The organism is Paeniglutamicibacter selenitireducens, from assembly GCF_051550675.1.
Taxonomy (GTDB): domain Bacteria; phylum Actinomycetota; class Actinomycetes; order Actinomycetales; family Micrococcaceae; genus Paeniglutamicibacter.
Genome location: NZ_JBPULF010000014.1, coordinates 44,118 through 61,768, shown reverse-complemented (window position 1 = coordinate 61,768; position 17,651 = coordinate 44,118). Strand labels below are relative to the sequence as shown.

Genomic DNA, 17,651 nt, shown 5'->3' with positions numbered 1-17,651 from the left:
CCCCGCTCCCCAGCGGGGGGGGGTGGGTGGGGGGGGGGGGGCCCCCCCCCCCCCCCCACCCACGTGCTTAAGTCGAGGGCCTATCGTCCGGGGCAAGTGCGCAACCATGGGTGCCGCGGGATCCGTTCCCGCGTGCCAACCACGCGGGAACGCGGGTCGGGTCCGAGGACGCCAACCCGCGCATCGCAGTGGCGACCCGGCTGGCGGCAGCGTGGCGCCACTCAAATGAGTGGCGCCACGTCCATGTTGGCCGTTGATGCCTGGGGCGCCTGAAACAAGCGTGGCACGCCTTGCGCCCCCCCAGGGACGGGCGTGTCAAGCTTCAATACGTTGGGTTTGGGACTCCGGAACTAGACCGTCGCCGCGATCCAGGCCTCTAGCGCGCGCTTGGCTGCGCCGGAATCGATGGCCTTTTCGGCCCTTGCCTTGGCGGCAAGCAACCTCTGTTGCAGACTACCGTCGGCGGAGGGATCCAACGCCACCAGGCCGGCTGCCGCATTGAGCACCACCGCGTCCCGGATGGGGCCGCCGGCCCCGTCGAGGATCTCCCGGACGACTTGCGCGTTGTGCGCGGAATCTCCCCCACGCAAATCCTCGAGGGATGCACGTGACATTCCGAGCTCCCGGGCATCAAGCATCGATTCGGTGACTTTGCCGTCCCGGACCTCCCACACGCGGTTGGGCGCCGTCGTCGTGAACTCGTCCAGCCCGTCCTCTCCGCGGAACACCAGGGCGCGAACGCCGCGTGCCGCCAAGACCCCAGCCATGAGCGGAGCCATGCGGAGGTCGGAGCAACCGATGGCGGATGCTGTCGGCTGCGAGGGGTTGGTCAGCGGACCCATGAAGTTGAAAGCCGTTGGTACGCCCAACTCCCGACGCGGCACCGCGGCATTGCGCATCGAGGGATGGAACACCTGGGCGAAGCAAAAAGTGATGTTGGCTGCGTCGAGAACGTCTTCGAGCCGATCGATGGGCATGTCGAGCCGCACCCCGAGTGCCTCCAGCACGTCCGCCGAACCGGCAGAAGAGGAAGCGGCGCGGTTGCCGTGTTTAACGATCTTTGCGCCCGCCCCGGCACAGACGAGGGAAGCCATGGTGGAAATGTTCACCGTGTTTTGCCTGTCACCGCCGGTCCCGACGATGTCGAGTCTGTCACCTTCTATTGTGAGCGGCCTCGCATTGGCCAGCATGGCTTCCACCAGGCCGGTTAGTTCGTCGACCGTTTCCCCCTTGGAGCGGAGCGCGACAAGGAAACCTGCCACCTGTGAATCGGTGGCATTGCCCGTCATCACCTCGCCCATGGCCCAGTACGCCTGGTCCCGATCCAGGTCGCCGCCGGCGATCAGGCTCGAGAGAATTGTTGGCCATGTGGGGAACTTTTGCTGCGCTCGAATCGTTGACACGCCTCTAGGTTATCTACGAATTGTAGAAAGTCTGAAATGTTAATCCCGCGTGTTTCCGCGGTTGTAGGCGTGCAGTGCCCAAAATTCGCGCCACGCGGGGGGCTATGCATTGGTGTCAGAGGCACTTTTATAGACATAATGGCTCTGTGACAACTGCGACTCATGCCCTAAATGCCCCGGCGCATCCTGCGCCGAACCGTCCCAACATGGTGTCGGTAGGAACTGTCGTCTGGCTTTCCAGCGAGCTCATGTTCTTTGCCGCGCTTTTCGCCATGTATTTCACACTCCGCGCTGCATCGCCGGAACTGTGGGCGACCGAAACCGCGAAACTCAACGTTCCGTTCGCACTTATTAATACGATCATCCTGGTCTCGAGCTCATTCTCCTGCCAGTTGGGTGTCTTCCGTGCCGAGGATCTTAAGCCTCGCCGCACCGGCGGACTGTTCAACTTGAAGGAATGGGGAATGGTCGAATGGTTCGTCCTGACCTTCATCCTCGGTGCCATCTTTGTTTCCGTTCAGGCCTACGAGTACACCGAACTGGTTGCTCACGGCATTGCGTTGAACTCCAACGCATACGGCTCCGTCTTCTACATGACCACCGGCTTCCACGGCTTGCACGTGGCCGGCGGCCTCATCGCCTTCCTTCTGATCATCGGCCGTGCGCTCATCGCACGAAAGTTCGGTCACTACGAAGCAACCGGTGCGATCGTGGTGTCCTACTACTGGCACTTCGTCGACGTCGTGTGGATCGCCCTGTTCATCATCATCTACTTCCTGAAGTAGCGCACTCCCAAAGTTGCCTACTTACGGCAGCTCCCAGTTCTAAGAAATAAGTGAGGAACCAGCAAGTGAAGGCTCTTTCGCAAAGGCGCCGCCATCCACTCGCCGCCGTCGCGCTGCTTTTGATGGGCCTGCTCATCACCGGAGGCCTGTATGTGGCCGCCGGCAGCGTCAACGAGGCCAAGGCAGCCACTGGATACACCGCTAGCGACATCGAACAAGGCAACAAGCTCTTCGTCGCCAACTGTGCCACCTGCCACGGCTTGAATGCAGAAGGATCCGCAGACGGTCCTTCGCTGATTGGTGTTGGCGCCGCTGCAGTCGACTTCCAGGTCGGTACCGGCCGTATGCCGATGCAGATGCAGGGCCCCCAGGCTCAGATCAAGCCGGTGCAGTTCGATGACGAACAGATCTCCCAGCTCGCCGCTTTCGTTGCAAGCTTGGGCGCCGGACCGTCCATCCCCACCGAGGAAGTTCTCGATACTTCCAAGGGCAACGCCGCTGAAGGCGGCACCGTATTCCGCGTGAACTGCGCAATGTGTCACAACGCCGCCGCAGCTGGTGGTGCCCTTACGCGTGGCAAGTTCGCTCCTTCCTTGGCTGGGGTTTCGGAAAAGCACATCTACGAGGCCATGATCACCGGCCCGCAGAACATGCCGGTCTTCAACGACTCGAACGTCACCCCCGAAGAGAAGCGCAACGTCATCACCTTCCTGAAGGAAATCGAAGCCCAGGGTTCGCCCGGTGGAGCCAAGCTTGGTTCGTTGGGTCCGGTCTCCGAGGGTCTCTTCATCTGGACCGCTGGTTTGGGCATCATCATCGCCTTCACCATCTGGCTCACTTCGCGTCCTTCCTAAGGCCGCAGACGGCTAGCGCCGTCGAAATCACTACGTACTAATGAATCTTGAGAAAAGGATGAGAGACAACATGGGCGACCATAGTCACGGCAGTCCGGACGATTCGGGCACCGTTGCTAAGGCTGGCACGGGAACCCTGGATAAGTTCCAGGATCCCGGCCTTCCGCCGCATCGGAAGCGCTTGGCAGATACCGACCCGCGAGCAGAGAAGCGAGCAGAGCGTCAGGTAGCGCTGCTCTTTATCATCTCGATCATCGGAACGCTGTCGTTCTTCATTGCTTACTTCGTTCTCGGACGTCCGGATAGCATCTCGGAAATCCGCGTACAGAACTCGATGCTCGGCCTTGGCACCACTTTCGCGATGCTGGGCATCGGTGTCGGCATCGTCCACTGGGCCAAGACCCTGATGCCGGACCACGAAGTCTCTGAAATGCGCCACGAGATCCGCCCCGAAGCGGATCGCCAGGATGCCGAAGAGATCATCAACCAGGTCATCGAAGAAACCGGCATCAAGCGTCGCCCGTTGATTCGCAACACCCTCATCGGTGCCATGGCCCTGGCCCCGGTTCCGGCGATCTTCATGTTCCGCGACCTCGAAGGTTCGGGCAAGACCGCCAACCAGTTGATCGAACAGCTGCGCCACACCATGTGGGACAAGGACGTTCGCCTGACCCGCGACCCGTCCGGCACCCCGATCAAGGCCTCCGACGTACAGATCGGTTCGGTCTTCCACGTCATCCCCGAGGGCCTGAACGAGTCCGAGGATCCGCTGAACGAGAAGGCCAAGGCCGTTGTTCTGCTGATGCGCCTGGACCCGGAGAAGATGAACATCTCCCCCGGCCGCGAGAACTGGCACGTAGACGGCATCGTCGCCTACTCCAAGATCTGCACCCACGTGGGTTGCCCGGTTGCCCTGTACGAGCAGCAGACGCACCACCTGCTGTGCCCGTGCCACCAGTCGACCTTCGACCTCACCAACGAGTGCAAGGTCGTCTTCGGTCCGGCAGGTCGCCCGTTGCCACAGCTGCCGATCACGGTTGACTCCAACGGCTTCCTCGTCGCCCAGAGCGACTTCCACGAGCCTGTTGGACCGAGCTACTGGGAGCGTGGAAAGAACTAATGAGCACCACTACTGAATACACCCCGAAGACCAAGACCGGCCGCATCGCCAACTTTGTCGACGAGCGCACCGGTGGCTCCGCCATGGTCAAGGAGTTCGGTCGCAAGATCTTCCCCGACCACTGGTCCTTCATGTTCGGCGAGGTGGCCCTGTACACCTTCGTCCTGCTGCTGATCTCGGGAACGTTCCTCACGTTCTTCTTCGATCCGTCGATGACCCACGTGATCTATGACGGTTCCTACAACCCGCTCAAGGGCATCGGCATGTCTGCCGCATACTCTTCGTCGTTGGACATCTCCTTCGACATCCGCGGCGGTCTGTTCATGCGCCAGGTCCACCACTGGTCGGCACTGCTCTTCGTTGCTGCCGTCTCGGTGCACATGCTCCGCGTGTTCTTCACCGGTGCATTCCGCAAGCCCCGCGAACTGAACTGGGTTGTCGGCGGCGTTCTGCTCATCCTGGCGATGGCTGCCGGCTTCACCGGCTACTCGCTCCCCGATGACCTGCTCTCCGGCAACGGCCTGCGCATCATCGACGGCGTCATGAAGTCGATCCCGGTTGTCGGCACGTACATCTCGTTCTTCCTCTTCGGTGGGGAATTCCCGGGTACGGCCGTCATCCCGCGTCTTTACTCGCTGCACATCATGATCGTGCCGGCAATCATCCTCCTGATGGTCGCACTGCACCTCTTCATGGTTGTCGTGCACAAGCACACCCAGTACCCCGGCCCGGGCCGCACCAATGACAACGTCGTAGGCTTCCCGGTTGGCCCGGTGTACGCGGCAAAGGCCGGCGGCTTCTTCTTCATCGTCTTCGGCATCGTTGCCTTCATCTCGGGCTTCTTCACGATCAACCCGATCTGGAACTACGGACCGTACGACCCGTCGCCGGTTTCCGCAGGTACCCAGCCTGACTGGTACATCGGTTGGGTTGACGGCGCCTTGCGCCTGATGCCCGGTGTGCTTGGCAACTTCTCCTTCGAGTGGAACATCCCGTTCCCCTGGGGCTCCAACACCCTGGTGCTGAACGTGTTGCTTCCGGCACTGGTTCCGGCCGGCATCATCTTCACCTTGATGTTCACCTGGCCGTGGATCGAACGCTGGATCACCAAGGACAACCGCGAACACCACCTGCTGGACCGTCCGCGCAACGCTCCGTTCCGTACGGCAGTCGGCGTTGCCGGCGTCATCTCCTACTGCGTGATGTGGGCTGCGGCTTCCTCCGACTTGATCGCAACGCACTTCCACGTGGCATTGAACGACGTGACGTACTGGCTGCGGACCCTGTTCGTGGTCGGCCCGATCATCGGATTCATCCTGGCCCGCCGCATCGCACTGTCGCTGCAGCGCAAGGACCGCGAGATCGTCCTGCACGGCCGCGAAGCCGGCATCATCGAAATGTCGCCTGAGGGCGGCTTCTCGGAGAAGCACGAAGAGCTCGACGTGTACAAGCAGTACCACCTGGCCACCTTCGAAGACCGCAAGGTCATTCCGGCCCAGCCGGACGCAGCAGGCCACATCTCCCGCAAAGAGAAGCGCCGTGGCGCACTGTCCAAGTTCTTCTTCGAGGATCGTGTCGCTCCGGTGACTCCGTCCGAGTTGGCTGCCGCAAAGGCTGCACACGGACATGCAGAGGTCGAGGGATCCGAACAGGATTCCATCGGTCACTAGGTTCCGGCAGGAACCAGCCCAAGCTGTGGGGCCCGTCTTCGGACGGGCCCCACAGCCGTTAACGGACAGTTCCCGTAAGCGTCGCAACCTTGCTGCGGCGGCCGGTGCAGCGCACGGCAGTTCACCCATGGCCACTCCCCCGCCCTGCTGGCTTCCCTGCCGAGCGATGTCGCCGAAGTGTCCTTTGGCCAATGACCATGCCCGGTGGCGGGACAGCCGGCACGCCGCCAAGCAGGAATCCGCCTGTTGCATCGAAAATGGGTATTTGCCACAGGCGGATGCGCTGGCGGGAAACCGTTGTGGCATTCTCCACAAATTGGCCGTCGCGCCAGGAGCCGCCGCGGCACTGCCGGCGGCTTTGATTGACTTCGCTCTTGGTGGGCAACCGGCTTCCCGACCGAGCGCCTCCAAACAGCAGGCATCTGTTGACCCGGGGAGCTCACCTCCACGCACGCGTTCTTTTCCCCGCCGGGCGCCGACATGCTGCCTCAGCGGTGTGAAGGAATGTATGTGGCATCGTGGCGACCGTGCCCGACTTCCCACTCGGCCAAGGTACTCTCGGAGCCGGTAGACACCGTGACCAGTTGGGTGGCGGGCTCCCACAGTGCGGTATGGGCTTGGTGCGCATGGTCGGACATGAGCACCAGCGATTCCCCGTCGCGGCGTGCGAGCCACACCGGGTGGTCTTCTACGGCTGCGAAGACGTCGGACGATGATCGACTCAACTCCACCGATCGGAAAACCTTGCGTCAACAATCCGATGCGCTCATGAAACAAACCATCTTCAGAACACGTTCCGAAGTCAGGTAGTGGCGGAACAGCCTGGGGACATCAGGTGCCGTCTATTGCAGCCATGGCCCCCTCGAGTTCCAGGCCGGCCCCACGGTCCTCTCTCGACCGTCTTAACTCCATCACCCGGGATCTCCCACGCGTCTGCATGCTCTAAAACGCCACTGAACGGCCGGCTAAGCGCCTTGAACGACTAAAGGGTGGTGTAGCGCGGCGTCCGGCTTCCCTGGCGCTGCAAGGGCACGAAGAGCTTGTAGCGATCCGATCGGTACAGCGACACCGAATAGTCGACCAGCCCATCCCCCACGAAGGCATACCTGGTGATCTTCAGCAAGGGGAAGCCCACTTCGACCTGAAGCAGGTCGGCGTTCACTGCGGTGGCGGCAGTGCTCTCGATCTGGTCTTCGCCCCATTCAAGGACCAGGCCGTAACGCTCGTGCAGCGACTGGTAGAGGGAAATGGGCGGCGGGTCGTTGAGGAAGCCAGGGACAAGGTCGCTGGGCATGAAGTTCTCATCGAGGCTCATCGGCTTGCCATCGGCGAGCAACAGGCGACGGAACCGTATGACCGGGGCGCCTTCGTCGATTTGCATGTGCCGTGAGAGGGTGCCGGTGGCGGGAACCTCGTCGAAGCGCAGCACATGCGCGTCGGGAACCATGCCGCGCCTGATCATTTCCTCGCTGTAGGAGTTCAGACGGACTTGCAGGTCCACCTTGGGGTGCGCGACAAAGGTTCCCACGCCGACGACCCGCTTGAGGACCTGGTCTTCGACAAGAGAATCTATCGCCTGTCGCAGCGTCTTCCGGGCCACGCCGAGCGTGGCGGCGAGCTCGCGCTCGGGAGGTAGCTTGAATCCGGGCTCGCACTCCGTCTTGGCGTGCGTGCGAAGGATCTCCCGGATCTGCCGGTACTTGCCAAGGGGTGAATCCTCAATGATGGCACCGAGAACCGGCGGCTGTGGCGCATAGGGTTTCACGTCTACTCCAAGTGTTTACGGCCCGAGAACTGCCTGCATCAATTCTCGCGCATGATGGGCAAGGTTTGTTAAAAGAAAGAGTCGGTGTCCCCCAATGGGGAACACCGACTCTTCAGAAACTGCGGTTACCGGGCGACACGATTAGTGTGCGTGGTCACCGCGGCTGTATTCGTAAACCCAGCCAACGAGACCAACGATGGTCACGCCTACACCGATGTACAAGACCCACCAGCCGACAGCCAAACCGGCGAAACCGGTAGCGGCACCGATTGCCAGGAACAGCGGCCACCAGCTCCACGGGGAGAAGAGGCCGATGGTTCCGGCGTTCTCGTGGATGTCGCCATCGACGCGGTCCTCGGGACGCGGGCCAACGCGGCGGGCGGTGTGCAGCAGGTACCAGCCGACCATCATCGACAGGCCGGCGAGCATGAACAGGCCGAGGAAACCGACAGGTTCTTCCCAGTTGACCATGATGCCGTAAACGATTCCTACCGGCGTGAAGAAGAAGATTCCGCCGAGGAAGAGCCAGGACTCAACTTTCATCGTTACTTGTCCTTCTGGTCAGCCGGGCCGAAGATCTTGGCCACTGCGTTCTCCGGGGTCGAGCGTGCGCTCAGTTCCGGGTGGTGCAGGTCAAGAGCCGGGCGCTCGGAACGAATGCGCGGGATGGAGTGGAAGTTGTGGCGCGGCGGCGGGCAAGAGGTTGCCCATTCCAGCGATGCACCGAAGCCCCACGGATCATCCACGAGAACCTTCTTGCCCTTGCGGTGGGTCGTCCAAACGTTCCAGAAGAACGGAATCATGGACATGCCGAGGATGAAGGAGAAGATCGTCGAGAACTGGTTCATGGTGGTGAAGCCATCTTCAGGCATGTAGTCGGCGTAACGACGCGGCATGCCGATGACACCCAGCCAGTGCTGGATGAGGAAGGTGCCGTGGAAGCCGATGAACAGAAGCCAGAAGTGGATCTTGCCCAGGCGCTCGTTGAGCATCTTGCCGGTCCACTTCGGCCACCAGAAGTAGAATCCGGCGAACATTGCGAACACCACGGTGCCGAAGACGACGTAGTGGAAGTGGGCAACCACGAAGTAGGTGTCCGAAACGTGGAAGTCCAGCGGCGGAGCCGAGAGGATGATGCCGGTCAGGCCACCGAAGAGGAAGGTCACCATGAAGCCGATGCTCCAGAGCATCGGGGTTTCGAAGGTGATCGATCCGCGCCAGAGGGTGCCGATCCAGTTGAAGAACTTCACACCGGTCGGTACGGCGATGAGCATGGTCATGAAGCCGAAGAACGGGAGCATGACGGAGCCGGTGACGTACATGTGGTGCGCCCAAACCGCCACGGAGAGTGCCGCGATGGAGATGGTTGCAAAGATCAGGCCCTTGTAGCCGAAGATCGGCTTGCGGCTGAAGACCGGGAAGATTTCCGACACGATGCCGAAGAACGGCAGCGCGATGATGTAGACCTCGGGGTGGCCGAAGAACCAGAAGAGGTGCTGCCAGAGAACCGGCCCGCCTGCTTCGGGGTCAAAGACGTGCGCCCCGAACCTGCGGTCCGCACCCAGTGCGAACAGCGCAGCTGCCAGCGGCGGGAAGGCCATCAGGATCAAGATGCCCGTGATCAGCGTGTTCCAGGTGAAGATCGACATACGCCACATGGTCATGGCCGGTGCGCGCAGGCAGATGATCGTGGTGATGAAGTTGACGGCGCCGAGGATCGTGCCGAAGCCCGAAAGTGCCAGGCCGAAGACCCAGAGGTCGCCACCCACGCCGGGGCTGAAGGTCGTGTTCGACAGCGGTGCGTAAGCGAACCAGCCGAAGGAAGCAGCACCCTGCGGGGTCAGGTAACCCGAGACGGCAATGATCGAGCCGAAGCAGAAGAACCAGAAGGCCAGCGCGTTCAAACGCGGGAAGGCCACGTCGGGGGCGCCGATCTGGAGCGGCATCATCACGTTTGCGAAGCCGGCGAAAAGCGGCGTTGCGAACATCAGCAGCATGACGGTGCCATGCATTGTAAACAGCTGGTTGTACTGTTCCTTGGTCTGCAGGATCTGCATACCCGGTTCAAACAGCTCGGCACGGATGACAAGCGCCATCACACCGCCGATGCAGAAGAAGATGAACGACATGATCAGGTACATGTACCCGATGGTCTTGTGGTCCGTGGAGGTGATCCAGTTGACGAAAAGACGTCCCTTGGAGACCGGGACCACGCGCGGTGCGAGGCTCTTCGCCCCGTCGGTTGCGTACTCGTAGGTAGTCACGGTGGATTACTCCCCTTCCGTCGCGTGGCCGACGGCCTGGTTAACCGTGCCCGGCTGGCGGTCGTATTCCTCGCCCAAGTGGCCGTCCTTCAAGGTGGCCAGGTGCGCCTGGAATTCGGCTTCGGAAACTACCTTGACGTTGAAGAGCATCTCAGAGTGGTACTCACCGCAGAGCTCTGCACACTTGCCGTCGAAGTCACCTTCGACCTGAGGCGTCAGGTAGATGTAGTTGGTCTTGCCCGGAATCATGTCGAGCTTCTGCAAGAACGCAGGGACCCAGAACGAGTGGATGACGTCGCGGCTGTTCAGCTCGAGCGTGACGGTCTTTCCAACCGGCAGGTACAAGGTCGGCAGGGTTTCGCGAATGCCTTCTTCACCGGTGAGGTGCGCCTGGACGGTTGCGTCGTACTTCTCCTGGCCCTTGTAGGTGTAGTTGTAGTCCCATGCCCACTGCTTGGCACGGACATCAACCACGAGCTCGGAGTCGACCTTGGTGTTGATCGACTTTTCTGCCTGGTCTGAGAACGTGAAGAACGTCAAGACCAAGACCAACGGCACGGCCGTGTAGAAAATTTCGATTGGCAAGTTGTAGCTAAGCTGGCGCGGGTAGCCAGTATCGCCCTTGCGGCGGCGGTAAGCGATGATGCACCAAAGCATCAGGCCCCACGTTAAAATGCCGATGACAAGCGCTGCAATCCACGAGTTGACCCAGAGATCCTGGATCATACCGGTGTGGTTGGTGGTGTCACGTTCGACGTTTGGGAGCCAACCTCGCTGGGCTTCCGCTGAACATCCCGTCAACAACAACGCGCCAGCGCCAGCAATAGCCAAGACTTTGGCTCTGCCTTTGCGGCGGCTGCTGGTTCGGTCTTGCGAACTCACAGACGGCCCTTCCTCTTTGTTGGTGCTGAATGAGTCTTCGACGCTCAGCGGCCGGACTCAAGTGAATCAACGCTGATGAGGTCGAAGAAAACCATAGTTTTACTACTTATCGTAGAGCTTACCCTCTCGGGCGCCCGAATGCCGACCAAAACACCGCCCACGCGTGAAGATGTCTCAACGCGTGGGCGGTGTATTTGGTTCCGACTTAGTGGAAAGAATCTCCACAGGCGCAAGAGCCGCCGGCGCTCGGGTTGTCGATGGTGAAGCCCTGCTTGGCAATGGTGTCTTCGAAGTCGATCGAAGCCCCTGCCAGGTAAGGGACGCTCATCTTGTCCACGACAACTTCTACGCCGTCGTACTCGTTGACCGCGTCGCCCTCGAGCAGGCGCTCGTCGAAGTAGAGCTGGTAGATCAGGCCCGAGCATCCCCCTGGCTGAACGGCGACGCGCAAGCGGAGATCCGTGCGGCCTTCCTGTTCAAGCAGTGAACGGACCTTGTCTGCAGCGACGTCCGAGAGCTTGACCTCGTGGGTCGGCAGCTCGGTGGCGTCGGCGGTGGTTTCGTTGGGTGCAGCTGTCATGCTTGATCCTCCATTTACTGCTCAACTTGGGCGACGCCTCAAGCGTGGCCCCTCATCTTCTATGGTACGTCGATGCCGCAAGCGATGTCGCGGCGGCCCCTGTGACTTAGAGCCCGTGGTTGTTCAAGCGTGCCAAGAGCATCGCCTCGGCCAAAATTGCATGACGGAAATCACCCAAATGAAGCGACTCGTTTGCCGAGTGGGCGCGCGAATCAGGGTCCTCGACGCCGGTGACAAGGATCTGCGCCTTCGGGAAGACTTCAAGCAGGTCCGAGATGAACGGGATGGATCCGCCGATGCCGGTTTCCACGGCCGGAACGCCCCAGGCCTCGCCCAATGCCCAGAGGCTGGCCTGTGCGGCCGGAGCGGAGGTGTCGGTGGAGAATGCCTGGCCCGCCTCGTCGGATTCGAAGCTGACCTGTGCACCTCGCACGTCCTGGGCCATGATGTGGGCCCGGACTGCTTCGACCGCTTCCTGCGGGTTCTGCCCCGGGGCAAGCCGCAGGCTCAGTTTGAAGCGCGTCGAGGGGATCATCGTGTTCGAGGAAACCGCAACGGTCGGGATGTCCATGCCGATGATCGACAGGGCAGGCTTGTGCCAGAGGCGGTCGGAAATCTTCCCGCTTCCGGCAAGCACGACGGAGTCCAGCACCGAGGAATCCGCGCGGAAGTCCTCCTCGGGGTACTCGACTTCGGCCGACTCGTTGGCAACCAGGCCGGCGATGGCCACGTTGCCTTCGGCGTCGTGGAAGGTGGAGATCAGGCGGGCGGCAATCGTGGGGGCATCAAGGACCGGTCCCCCGAACATGCCCGAGTGTACGGCGTGGTCCAGGACGCGTACCTCAACTACTCCCCCGGCCATGCCACGCAGCGAGGTGGTCAGGGCGGGGACCCCGACCTTCCAGTTGCTCGAGTCGGCAACCACGATCACGTCGGCGGCCAGGCGGTCCCGGTGGGTCTCGAGGAACCGGCGGAAGCTTGGCGATCCCGCCTCTTCCTCTCCCTCCAGGAAGAATGTGACACCCAGCCCGAATTCCTCGACCTTGGCCAGGACCGCACGCAGCGCGGCGATGTGGACCATGATCCCGGCCTTGTCATCGGCCGCGCCACGGCCGAAGAGCCGTCCGTCGATCTCGGTGGCTTCGAACGGCTTGGTGTTCCAGAGGGCCTCGTCGCCCGGGGGCTGCACGTCGTGGTGTGCGTAGAGCAGGATCGTCGGCTTGCCGTCGCGGGCGGGGCGGTTGGCGACGATGGCGGGTCCGCCCATGGCGCCGGACTCGGTGGGCACGCGCAGGATGTCGACCTGCTCCATGCCGGCATCGCGCACCAGCTGCGCCACGGCCTCGGCGCTGCGGTCCAGCTGGTTTGCGTCGAAGGATTCCCAGGCGATCCCGGGGATCGCCACAAGGTTGCTCAGCTCGGAAACGATTCGGCCGAAGTCGCTGTCGATGTGCGAGCCCAGTGCGTCGCGATCGACACCGAACGACGCCGAATCGGAGGTGTTCTTGGTAGTCATACCCGAAAGCCTACAACCGCCCCGTGTCACACGTGGGGCAGGCAGGCCGCGCGCGGGTAGACTGTACGGGTGTTTGGACGCAAGAAAGATCAGGCAGCTTCCGTAGAAGCGCCCACAGAAGAGACCATCAAGCCCGTCGGCAAGAACGCCCCGACTCCCAAGCGTAAGGCCCAGGAAGCAAGCCGCCAGCGGCCGCTGGTTCCCACGGACCGCAAGCTTGCGCGTGAAGCGGAGCGCGCCCAGCGCCTCGAGGCACAGAACCGCATGCGCCTGGCCAACGAAACGGGCGACGAGAGGTTCATGGCCGCGCGCGACCGTGGCGACCAGAAGCGCTTCGCCCGCGACTTCGTGGACCGCCGCTTCATGATCGGCGAGTTCCTGATGTTCGCCGTCTTCGGCTTCCTGATCATCTCATTGACCATGTCCAAGTTCCTGCAGGTTCAGGTGTACGTCACCTTTGCGCTGTGGATCCTCGTCGCCTTGGTGTTCGTCGACTCGTTCATCATGTCGCGCGGCCTGAAGAAGGGCCTCGTGGCCCGCTACGGCACCGTTGAGCGCGGCGTCGTCTGGTACGGCGTCATGCGCGGCATGCAGTTCCGCAAACTGCGCCTCCCCAAGCCCCAGGTACGCCGCGGCGACGACCCGCGCTAGACGCACCAGCGTTCAACAATCCACACCAGGTGTGTGGTGCACCGGAAACGGCGCACCACACACCTTTTTCATGGCCGTTTGGCGGGGACAAGACAAGGATCCGGCCAGGTGGACGCGTCGTGGACGCAGCGACCCCGCCGGACCCGTTGGCTTTAGCCTTGCGTCAGCCTACGCATGGTGGCGCAGGCTGATGCCCTTGGCAACCGCCTTGGCCAGCGTCTTGTTGATGCTGCGTGCCCACAACGGTCCTTCGTAGAGGAACGCGGTGTAACCCTGCACCAGGTCGGCTCCGGCCTGCAGGCGCTCGATGACGTCCTCGCCGGTGGTCACGCCGCCGACGGAAATGATTGCCATGCCCGCCGGGACCTTGGCGCGCAGCACCTTCAGGACCTCCAGCGAGCGTGCCTTAAGCGGTGCACCGCTCAAGCCGCCGGCGCCGATCTCCGCCACCTTGAAGGCATCCGCGGTCAGGCCCTCGCGGGAGATCGTGGTGTTAGTCGCGATGATGCCGTCAAGCTTCAGTTCCTGGGCCAGGGTCGCGACGTCGGCGATGTCCTCGTCGGTCAAGTCAGGGGCGATCTTCACGAGCAGCGGGATGTGTCGCCCGGCCACGCGGTCGGCCTCGGCACCGACGGCGCTCAGCAGTGGGCGCAGGGACTCGACGCTCTGCAGCAGGCGCAGGCCGGGAGTGTTCGGCGAGGACACGTTGACCACCAGGTAGTCGGCGTTCGGTGCAAGTTCGCGCGTGGAAACCAGGTAATCCTCCACCGCATCCTCGAGTTCGACGACCTTGGTCTTGCCGATGTTGATGCCGATGACGGGTCGGTGTGCCCCGAAGCGGCGGTTCAGCAGCGAGCGGGCGTCACGGGTGCGCGGGGCCACGGCGTGGGCACCGTCGTTGTTGAAGCCCATGCGGTTGATGACGGCTTTGTCCTCAACCAGGCGGAAAAGCCGGGGCTGTTCATTCCCGGGCTGCGCTGCACCCGTGATGGTTCCGACCTCGATGTGGCCGAAGCCCAGGTCGGCAAGGGACGTGATGCCGGCGCCTTCCTTGTCGAATCCCGCGGCCAGGCCGAAGGGCGACGGGAAGTCGATGCCCATGACGGTTCGGCGCAGGGAGGCATCCGGGGAGCAGACCATGCGGGCCAGGCCGGAAAGCCCGACCTTTTCGGCACGGCGGATGGCGTTGAAGGCAAAGTGGTGGGCCTTTTCGGGGTCCATGCCCGAGAAAAGCACACGGAAAATCGTGGGATAGATGCGCATGCTCTCCAGTCTTCCCCCTGCGGTCCGTCCAAACAACTTCAACCCGGTTATGCTCATCACATGTCGCATGCGTCTTCACAAACCTCGAGGAATCCCGAAGCCCCTGAGTACGACTTGGCCGCCACATGGCCCGATTACTGCGAAACGACGCTTCCGGGCCAGTGGCTCCCGGACATCCTGGGCACGGGATTCTCCTACACCACCTTGCCGATGGGCACCGATGAAGAGGGCGAGCTTTGCGCCACGCTGGTGCGCTACCGGCCCCAAGAGCACCCCCGGCACCTCGTGGCGCCCAAAGGCTGGATGGGCCGGCTGAGCGACCAGCTGGCCCCACTGAGGGAAGACCTCAAGCGCTTCCTGACGGACAGGAAGGCGGATCGCACCACTTCCAAGGGCTTCGTGCTGGCCATCCACGGGTGGAGCGACTACTACTACAACACGGAACTGGCCGTCTACTGGGCCTCGCGCGGCTACTCCTTCTACGCTTTGGACCTGCGCCGCTACGGCAGGAGCATGAGGGCACACCACCAAAACCCCGGGTTCGCCAACAACCTCGAGGAGTACGACGCGGACCTTGCCGCCGCCCTCGCCGCGATCCGCGACCTGGAGGGCGGCGGGGCACCCGGGATCTGCGTGGCACACTCCACCGGCGGGTTGATTGCGAGCCTGTGGGTCAACCGCAACCCCGGGGCGTTCTCCGCGTTGATCCTCAACAGCCCGTGGTTGGAAACCCAAGGCAGCTACCTGGTGCGGTACGCAACGCAGGGGGTGTTCGAGCCGATCGCCAGGGTCAGGCCGCGCGCCAAGCTGCACCTGCCCGAGTTCGACCACTACTGGCGTTCACTCAGCCGTCTCTCCCACGGGTCGTGGGACCTGCATCCGGTGTGGCGGCCGCCGGTTTCCTTCCCGGCCACCGCCGGATGGATCACCGCGATCCTTGCCGGGCACCGCGAGGTCGCCCGCGGTCTTGACGTTAAGATCCCGATCCTCGTGCTGACCTCACGCTCCACCCACCTGGGCACGAGCTTCGACGAATCAATGCTGCACACCGATTCGGTCATCGAGGTGCAGGTGGTCCGTGAACGCAGCCTGGGCCTGGGCTCGGAGGTCACCAATGCCATCATCGACGGGTCGATGCACGACGTGTTCACCTCGCTGCCGGCCCCGCGCGCCGCCGCCTACGCCGCCATCGACCGCTGGGCCGCCGGCTACCTTCCGGGCGGAGCGAACGCGGGGTAACGTGGGACGGGGCTCAGGCCCCTGCCTCCGGCTTGTCCACGGCTCCCCCGTAACGGCGGTCGCGGCGTGCGTACTGCTCCACGGCCGACCACAGCGTCGCGCGGTTCACGTCCGGCCACAGCTCGTCGATGAAGACCATTTCGGCGTACGCCGACTGCCAGAGCATGAAGTTCGAGGTGCGTTGCTCGCCGCTGGTGCGCATGAACAGGTCCACGTCCGGCAGCTCGGGCTCGTCGAGGTACTTCGCGACGGTCTTCTCGCTGACCTGGGACGGCTTCAGGCGCCCGGCCTGGACCTCAGCGGCGATGGCCTGCACGGCGTCGGCGATCTCGGCCCGGCCCCCGTAGTTCACGCACATGGTCAGCTGGCAGGTCTCGTTCCCGGCCGTCACTTCCTCGGCGGCCTTGAGCTCGTTGATGACCGACTTCCACAGGCGCGGTTCACGGCCCGCCCAGCGGATCCGCACGCCCCACTCGTTGAGGGTGTCGCGTTGGCGGCGCAGCACGTCGCGGGAGAACCCCATGAGGAAGCGGACCTCCTCGGGGCTTCGCTTCCAGTTCTCGGTGGAGAACGCATACACGGAGACGTGCTTGATGCCCATCTCGATGGCACCGGCCATCACGTCCAGCAGCGCCGCCTCCCCCGCGCGGTGGCCCTCGGTGCGTGGCAGCCCGCGCTGGTTGGCCCAGCGGCCGTTGCCGTCCATCACGATCGCCACGTGCTGCGGCACGAACTCGGCGGGGATCTGCGGCATGGCAAAGCCCTCCGGGTGCGGTGCCGGGTGGCTGCGTCCGGGGTTCCCGGTGATCTGGGTGGGTTTTCTCATCTTCTCTCCACGAGCTTGAGGGACTTGACGACACGTTCGAGGTGCCACTGCAGGTAACTTGTCACGATGCCGGCGGCCTGTGTCCGGGCCGCGACGTCGCTGGCGTTCACGGTGTCCCAGTCCCCGGCCAGCAGCGCCGCCAGCAGCTCGACGGTCTTGGGCGACGGGGACAGCGACCCCGGGGGCCGGCAGTCGTGGCAGACCACGCCGCCGAGCGGGATGTTGATGGCCTGGTGAGGGCCAACGGCGCCGCAACGCACGCAATGCGTGAAGCTCGGCGCCCAGCCGGCGGTGGCCAGGGCCCGCAACAGGTAGGAGTCCAGCACGCTTCCGGGTTCCAGGCCGCCGCGGGCCAGCGCCGCGATGGCCCCGTGCAGCAACCGGTACTGCGGCGCTATCGACTCCGCCTCCGAGTCGGTGAGACGCTCGGCGGTCTCCACCATGGCGTGGGCCGCGGTATAGGCGGCGTAGTCGGCCACCAGCGCCTGGCCGTAGGGGTTGCGCAGCTGCGCCTGGATGATGGTGTGCAGCGACTTTCCCTCGACGATCTGCGCATCGACCTCCATGAAGGGCTCAAGGGTCGCCCCCATCTTGGAGCTGGTGCGCCGGACGCCCTTCGCTGCGGCGCGAATCACGCCGCGCTCGGGGCTGAGCAGCGTGATGATGCGGTCCGCCTCGCCGAGTTTCTGGGTGCGCAGGATGATCCCGCGCGTGCGGTAGCTCCTGGCGGCAAATCCTGATCGTGACACGCTACCCATCATCTCAAACAAAAGCGCGGGTCCGGTGCATCAACCCGATGCACCGGACCCGCGCACGCCCCCGGGGGGCGGGTT

The 17,651-nt window shown here is 63.1% G+C and carries 16 protein-coding genes; 6 read left to right on the top strand and 10 right to left on the bottom strand.

From position 1 onward, the window contains the following. Positions 1 to 350 precede the first annotated feature (350 nt). Positions 351 to 1,403, bottom strand: a complete 1,053-nt coding sequence (gene trpD, locus ACSYDW_RS18410) for an anthranilate phosphoribosyltransferase (RefSeq protein ID WP_438340188.1) — start codon at positions 1,401 to 1,403, stop codon at positions 351 to 353. A gap of 146 nt (positions 1,404 to 1,549) precedes the next feature. Between trpD and ctaE the strand changes: the two genes are divergently transcribed. From ctaE to qcrB, 4 genes are all read left to right on the top strand, one after another. Beyond that, positions 1,550 to 2,188, top strand: coding sequence for an aa3-type cytochrome oxidase subunit III (gene ctaE / locus ACSYDW_RS18405; protein ID WP_387524371.1), 639 nt, complete (start codon positions 1,550 to 1,552; stop codon positions 2,186 to 2,188). 65 nt (positions 2,189 to 2,253) lie between these two features. Further along, positions 2,254 to 3,042 carry a cytochrome bc1 complex diheme cytochrome c subunit gene (gene qcrC, locus ACSYDW_RS18400; protein ID WP_438340187.1) on the top strand — a complete coding sequence of 263 codons (789 nt, stop codon included), beginning with the start codon at positions 2,254 to 2,256 and terminating at the stop codon, positions 3,040 to 3,042. Positions 3,043 to 3,112: 70 nt separating this feature from the next. Then, positions 3,113 to 4,162 carry a cytochrome bc1 complex Rieske iron-sulfur subunit gene (gene qcrA, locus ACSYDW_RS18395; protein WP_438340186.1) on the top strand — a complete coding sequence of 350 codons (1,050 nt, stop codon included), beginning with the start codon at positions 3,113 to 3,115 and terminating at the stop codon, positions 4,160 to 4,162. After that, positions 4,162 to 5,832: a cytochrome bc1 complex cytochrome b subunit gene (qcrB, locus tag ACSYDW_RS18390; RefSeq protein ID WP_438340185.1), complete on the top strand. Its 1,671-nt coding sequence runs from the start codon at positions 4,162 to 4,164 to the stop codon at positions 5,830 to 5,832. Before qcrA ends, qcrB begins: the two co-directional genes overlap by 1 nt. A gap of 982 nt (positions 5,833 to 6,814) precedes the next feature. Here qcrB and ACSYDW_RS18385 read toward each other — a convergent pair. The 6 genes from ACSYDW_RS18385 to ACSYDW_RS18360 form a co-directional block, all read right to left on the bottom strand. Then, on the bottom strand, positions 6,815 to 7,597 hold the full coding sequence (locus ACSYDW_RS18385) for a GntR family transcriptional regulator (protein WP_438340184.1): 783 nt from the start codon (positions 7,595 to 7,597) through the stop codon (positions 6,815 to 6,817). 141 nt (positions 7,598 to 7,738) lie between these two features. Beyond that, positions 7,739 to 8,140 (bottom strand): cytochrome c oxidase subunit 4, encoded by a 402-nt coding sequence (locus tag ACSYDW_RS18380; protein ID WP_438340183.1) that lies wholly within the window; start codon positions 8,138 to 8,140, stop codon positions 7,739 to 7,741. Between the two features lie 2 nt (positions 8,141 to 8,142). Then, a complete protein-coding gene (ctaD, locus tag ACSYDW_RS18375) occupies positions 8,143 to 9,861 on the bottom strand; it encodes an aa3-type cytochrome oxidase subunit I (RefSeq protein ID WP_438340182.1) in 1,719 nt (572 codons plus the stop codon). A 6-nt stretch (positions 9,862 to 9,867) separates the two neighbouring features. Continuing rightward, on the bottom strand, positions 9,868 to 10,743 hold the full coding sequence (gene ctaC, locus ACSYDW_RS18370; protein WP_438340181.1) for an aa3-type cytochrome oxidase subunit II: 876 nt from the start codon (positions 10,741 to 10,743) through the stop codon (positions 9,868 to 9,870). A gap of 205 nt (positions 10,744 to 10,948) precedes the next feature. Next, positions 10,949 to 11,323 carry a HesB/IscA family protein gene (locus tag ACSYDW_RS18365; RefSeq protein WP_209997008.1) on the bottom strand — a complete coding sequence of 125 codons (375 nt, stop codon included), beginning with the start codon at positions 11,321 to 11,323 and terminating at the stop codon, positions 10,949 to 10,951. A 106-nt stretch (positions 11,324 to 11,429) separates the two neighbouring features. Further along, positions 11,430 to 12,839 (bottom strand): dipeptidase, encoded by a 1,410-nt coding sequence (locus tag ACSYDW_RS18360; protein ID WP_438340180.1) that lies wholly within the window; start codon positions 12,837 to 12,839, stop codon positions 11,430 to 11,432. A gap of 69 nt (positions 12,840 to 12,908) precedes the next feature. On the opposite strand from ACSYDW_RS18360, the gene ACSYDW_RS18355 reads away from it, so the two are divergent. Next, a complete protein-coding gene (locus ACSYDW_RS18355; protein WP_438340179.1) occupies positions 12,909 to 13,490 on the top strand; it encodes a DUF3043 domain-containing protein in 582 nt (193 codons plus the stop codon). Positions 13,491 to 13,658: 168 nt separating this feature from the next. Here ACSYDW_RS18355 and ACSYDW_RS18350 read toward each other — a convergent pair whose 3' ends face one another. Next, positions 13,659 to 14,753, bottom strand: coding sequence for a quinone-dependent dihydroorotate dehydrogenase (locus ACSYDW_RS18350; RefSeq protein ID WP_438340178.1), 1,095 nt, complete (start codon positions 14,751 to 14,753; stop codon positions 13,659 to 13,661). 60 nt (positions 14,754 to 14,813) lie between these two features. Here ACSYDW_RS18350 and ACSYDW_RS18345 point away from each other — a divergent pair, with 60 nt between their 5' ends. After that, complete coding sequence (locus ACSYDW_RS18345) at positions 14,814 to 15,992, top strand: alpha/beta hydrolase (RefSeq protein WP_438340177.1); 1,179 nt, start codon at positions 14,814 to 14,816, stop codon at positions 15,990 to 15,992. A gap of 13 nt (positions 15,993 to 16,005) precedes the next feature. Here ACSYDW_RS18345 and ACSYDW_RS18340 read toward each other — a convergent pair whose 3' ends face one another. Then, positions 16,006 to 16,818, bottom strand: coding sequence for an isoprenyl transferase (locus ACSYDW_RS18340; RefSeq protein ID WP_438340176.1), 813 nt, complete (start codon positions 16,816 to 16,818; stop codon positions 16,006 to 16,008). Next, the gene (gene recO, locus ACSYDW_RS18335) at positions 16,815 to 17,567 is read right to left on the bottom strand and encodes a DNA repair protein RecO (RefSeq protein WP_438340175.1); all 753 of its coding nucleotides are present in this window, start codon (positions 17,565 to 17,567) and stop codon (positions 16,815 to 16,817) included. Before recO ends, ACSYDW_RS18340 begins: the two co-directional genes overlap by 4 nt. Positions 17,568 to 17,651 lie beyond the last annotated feature (84 nt).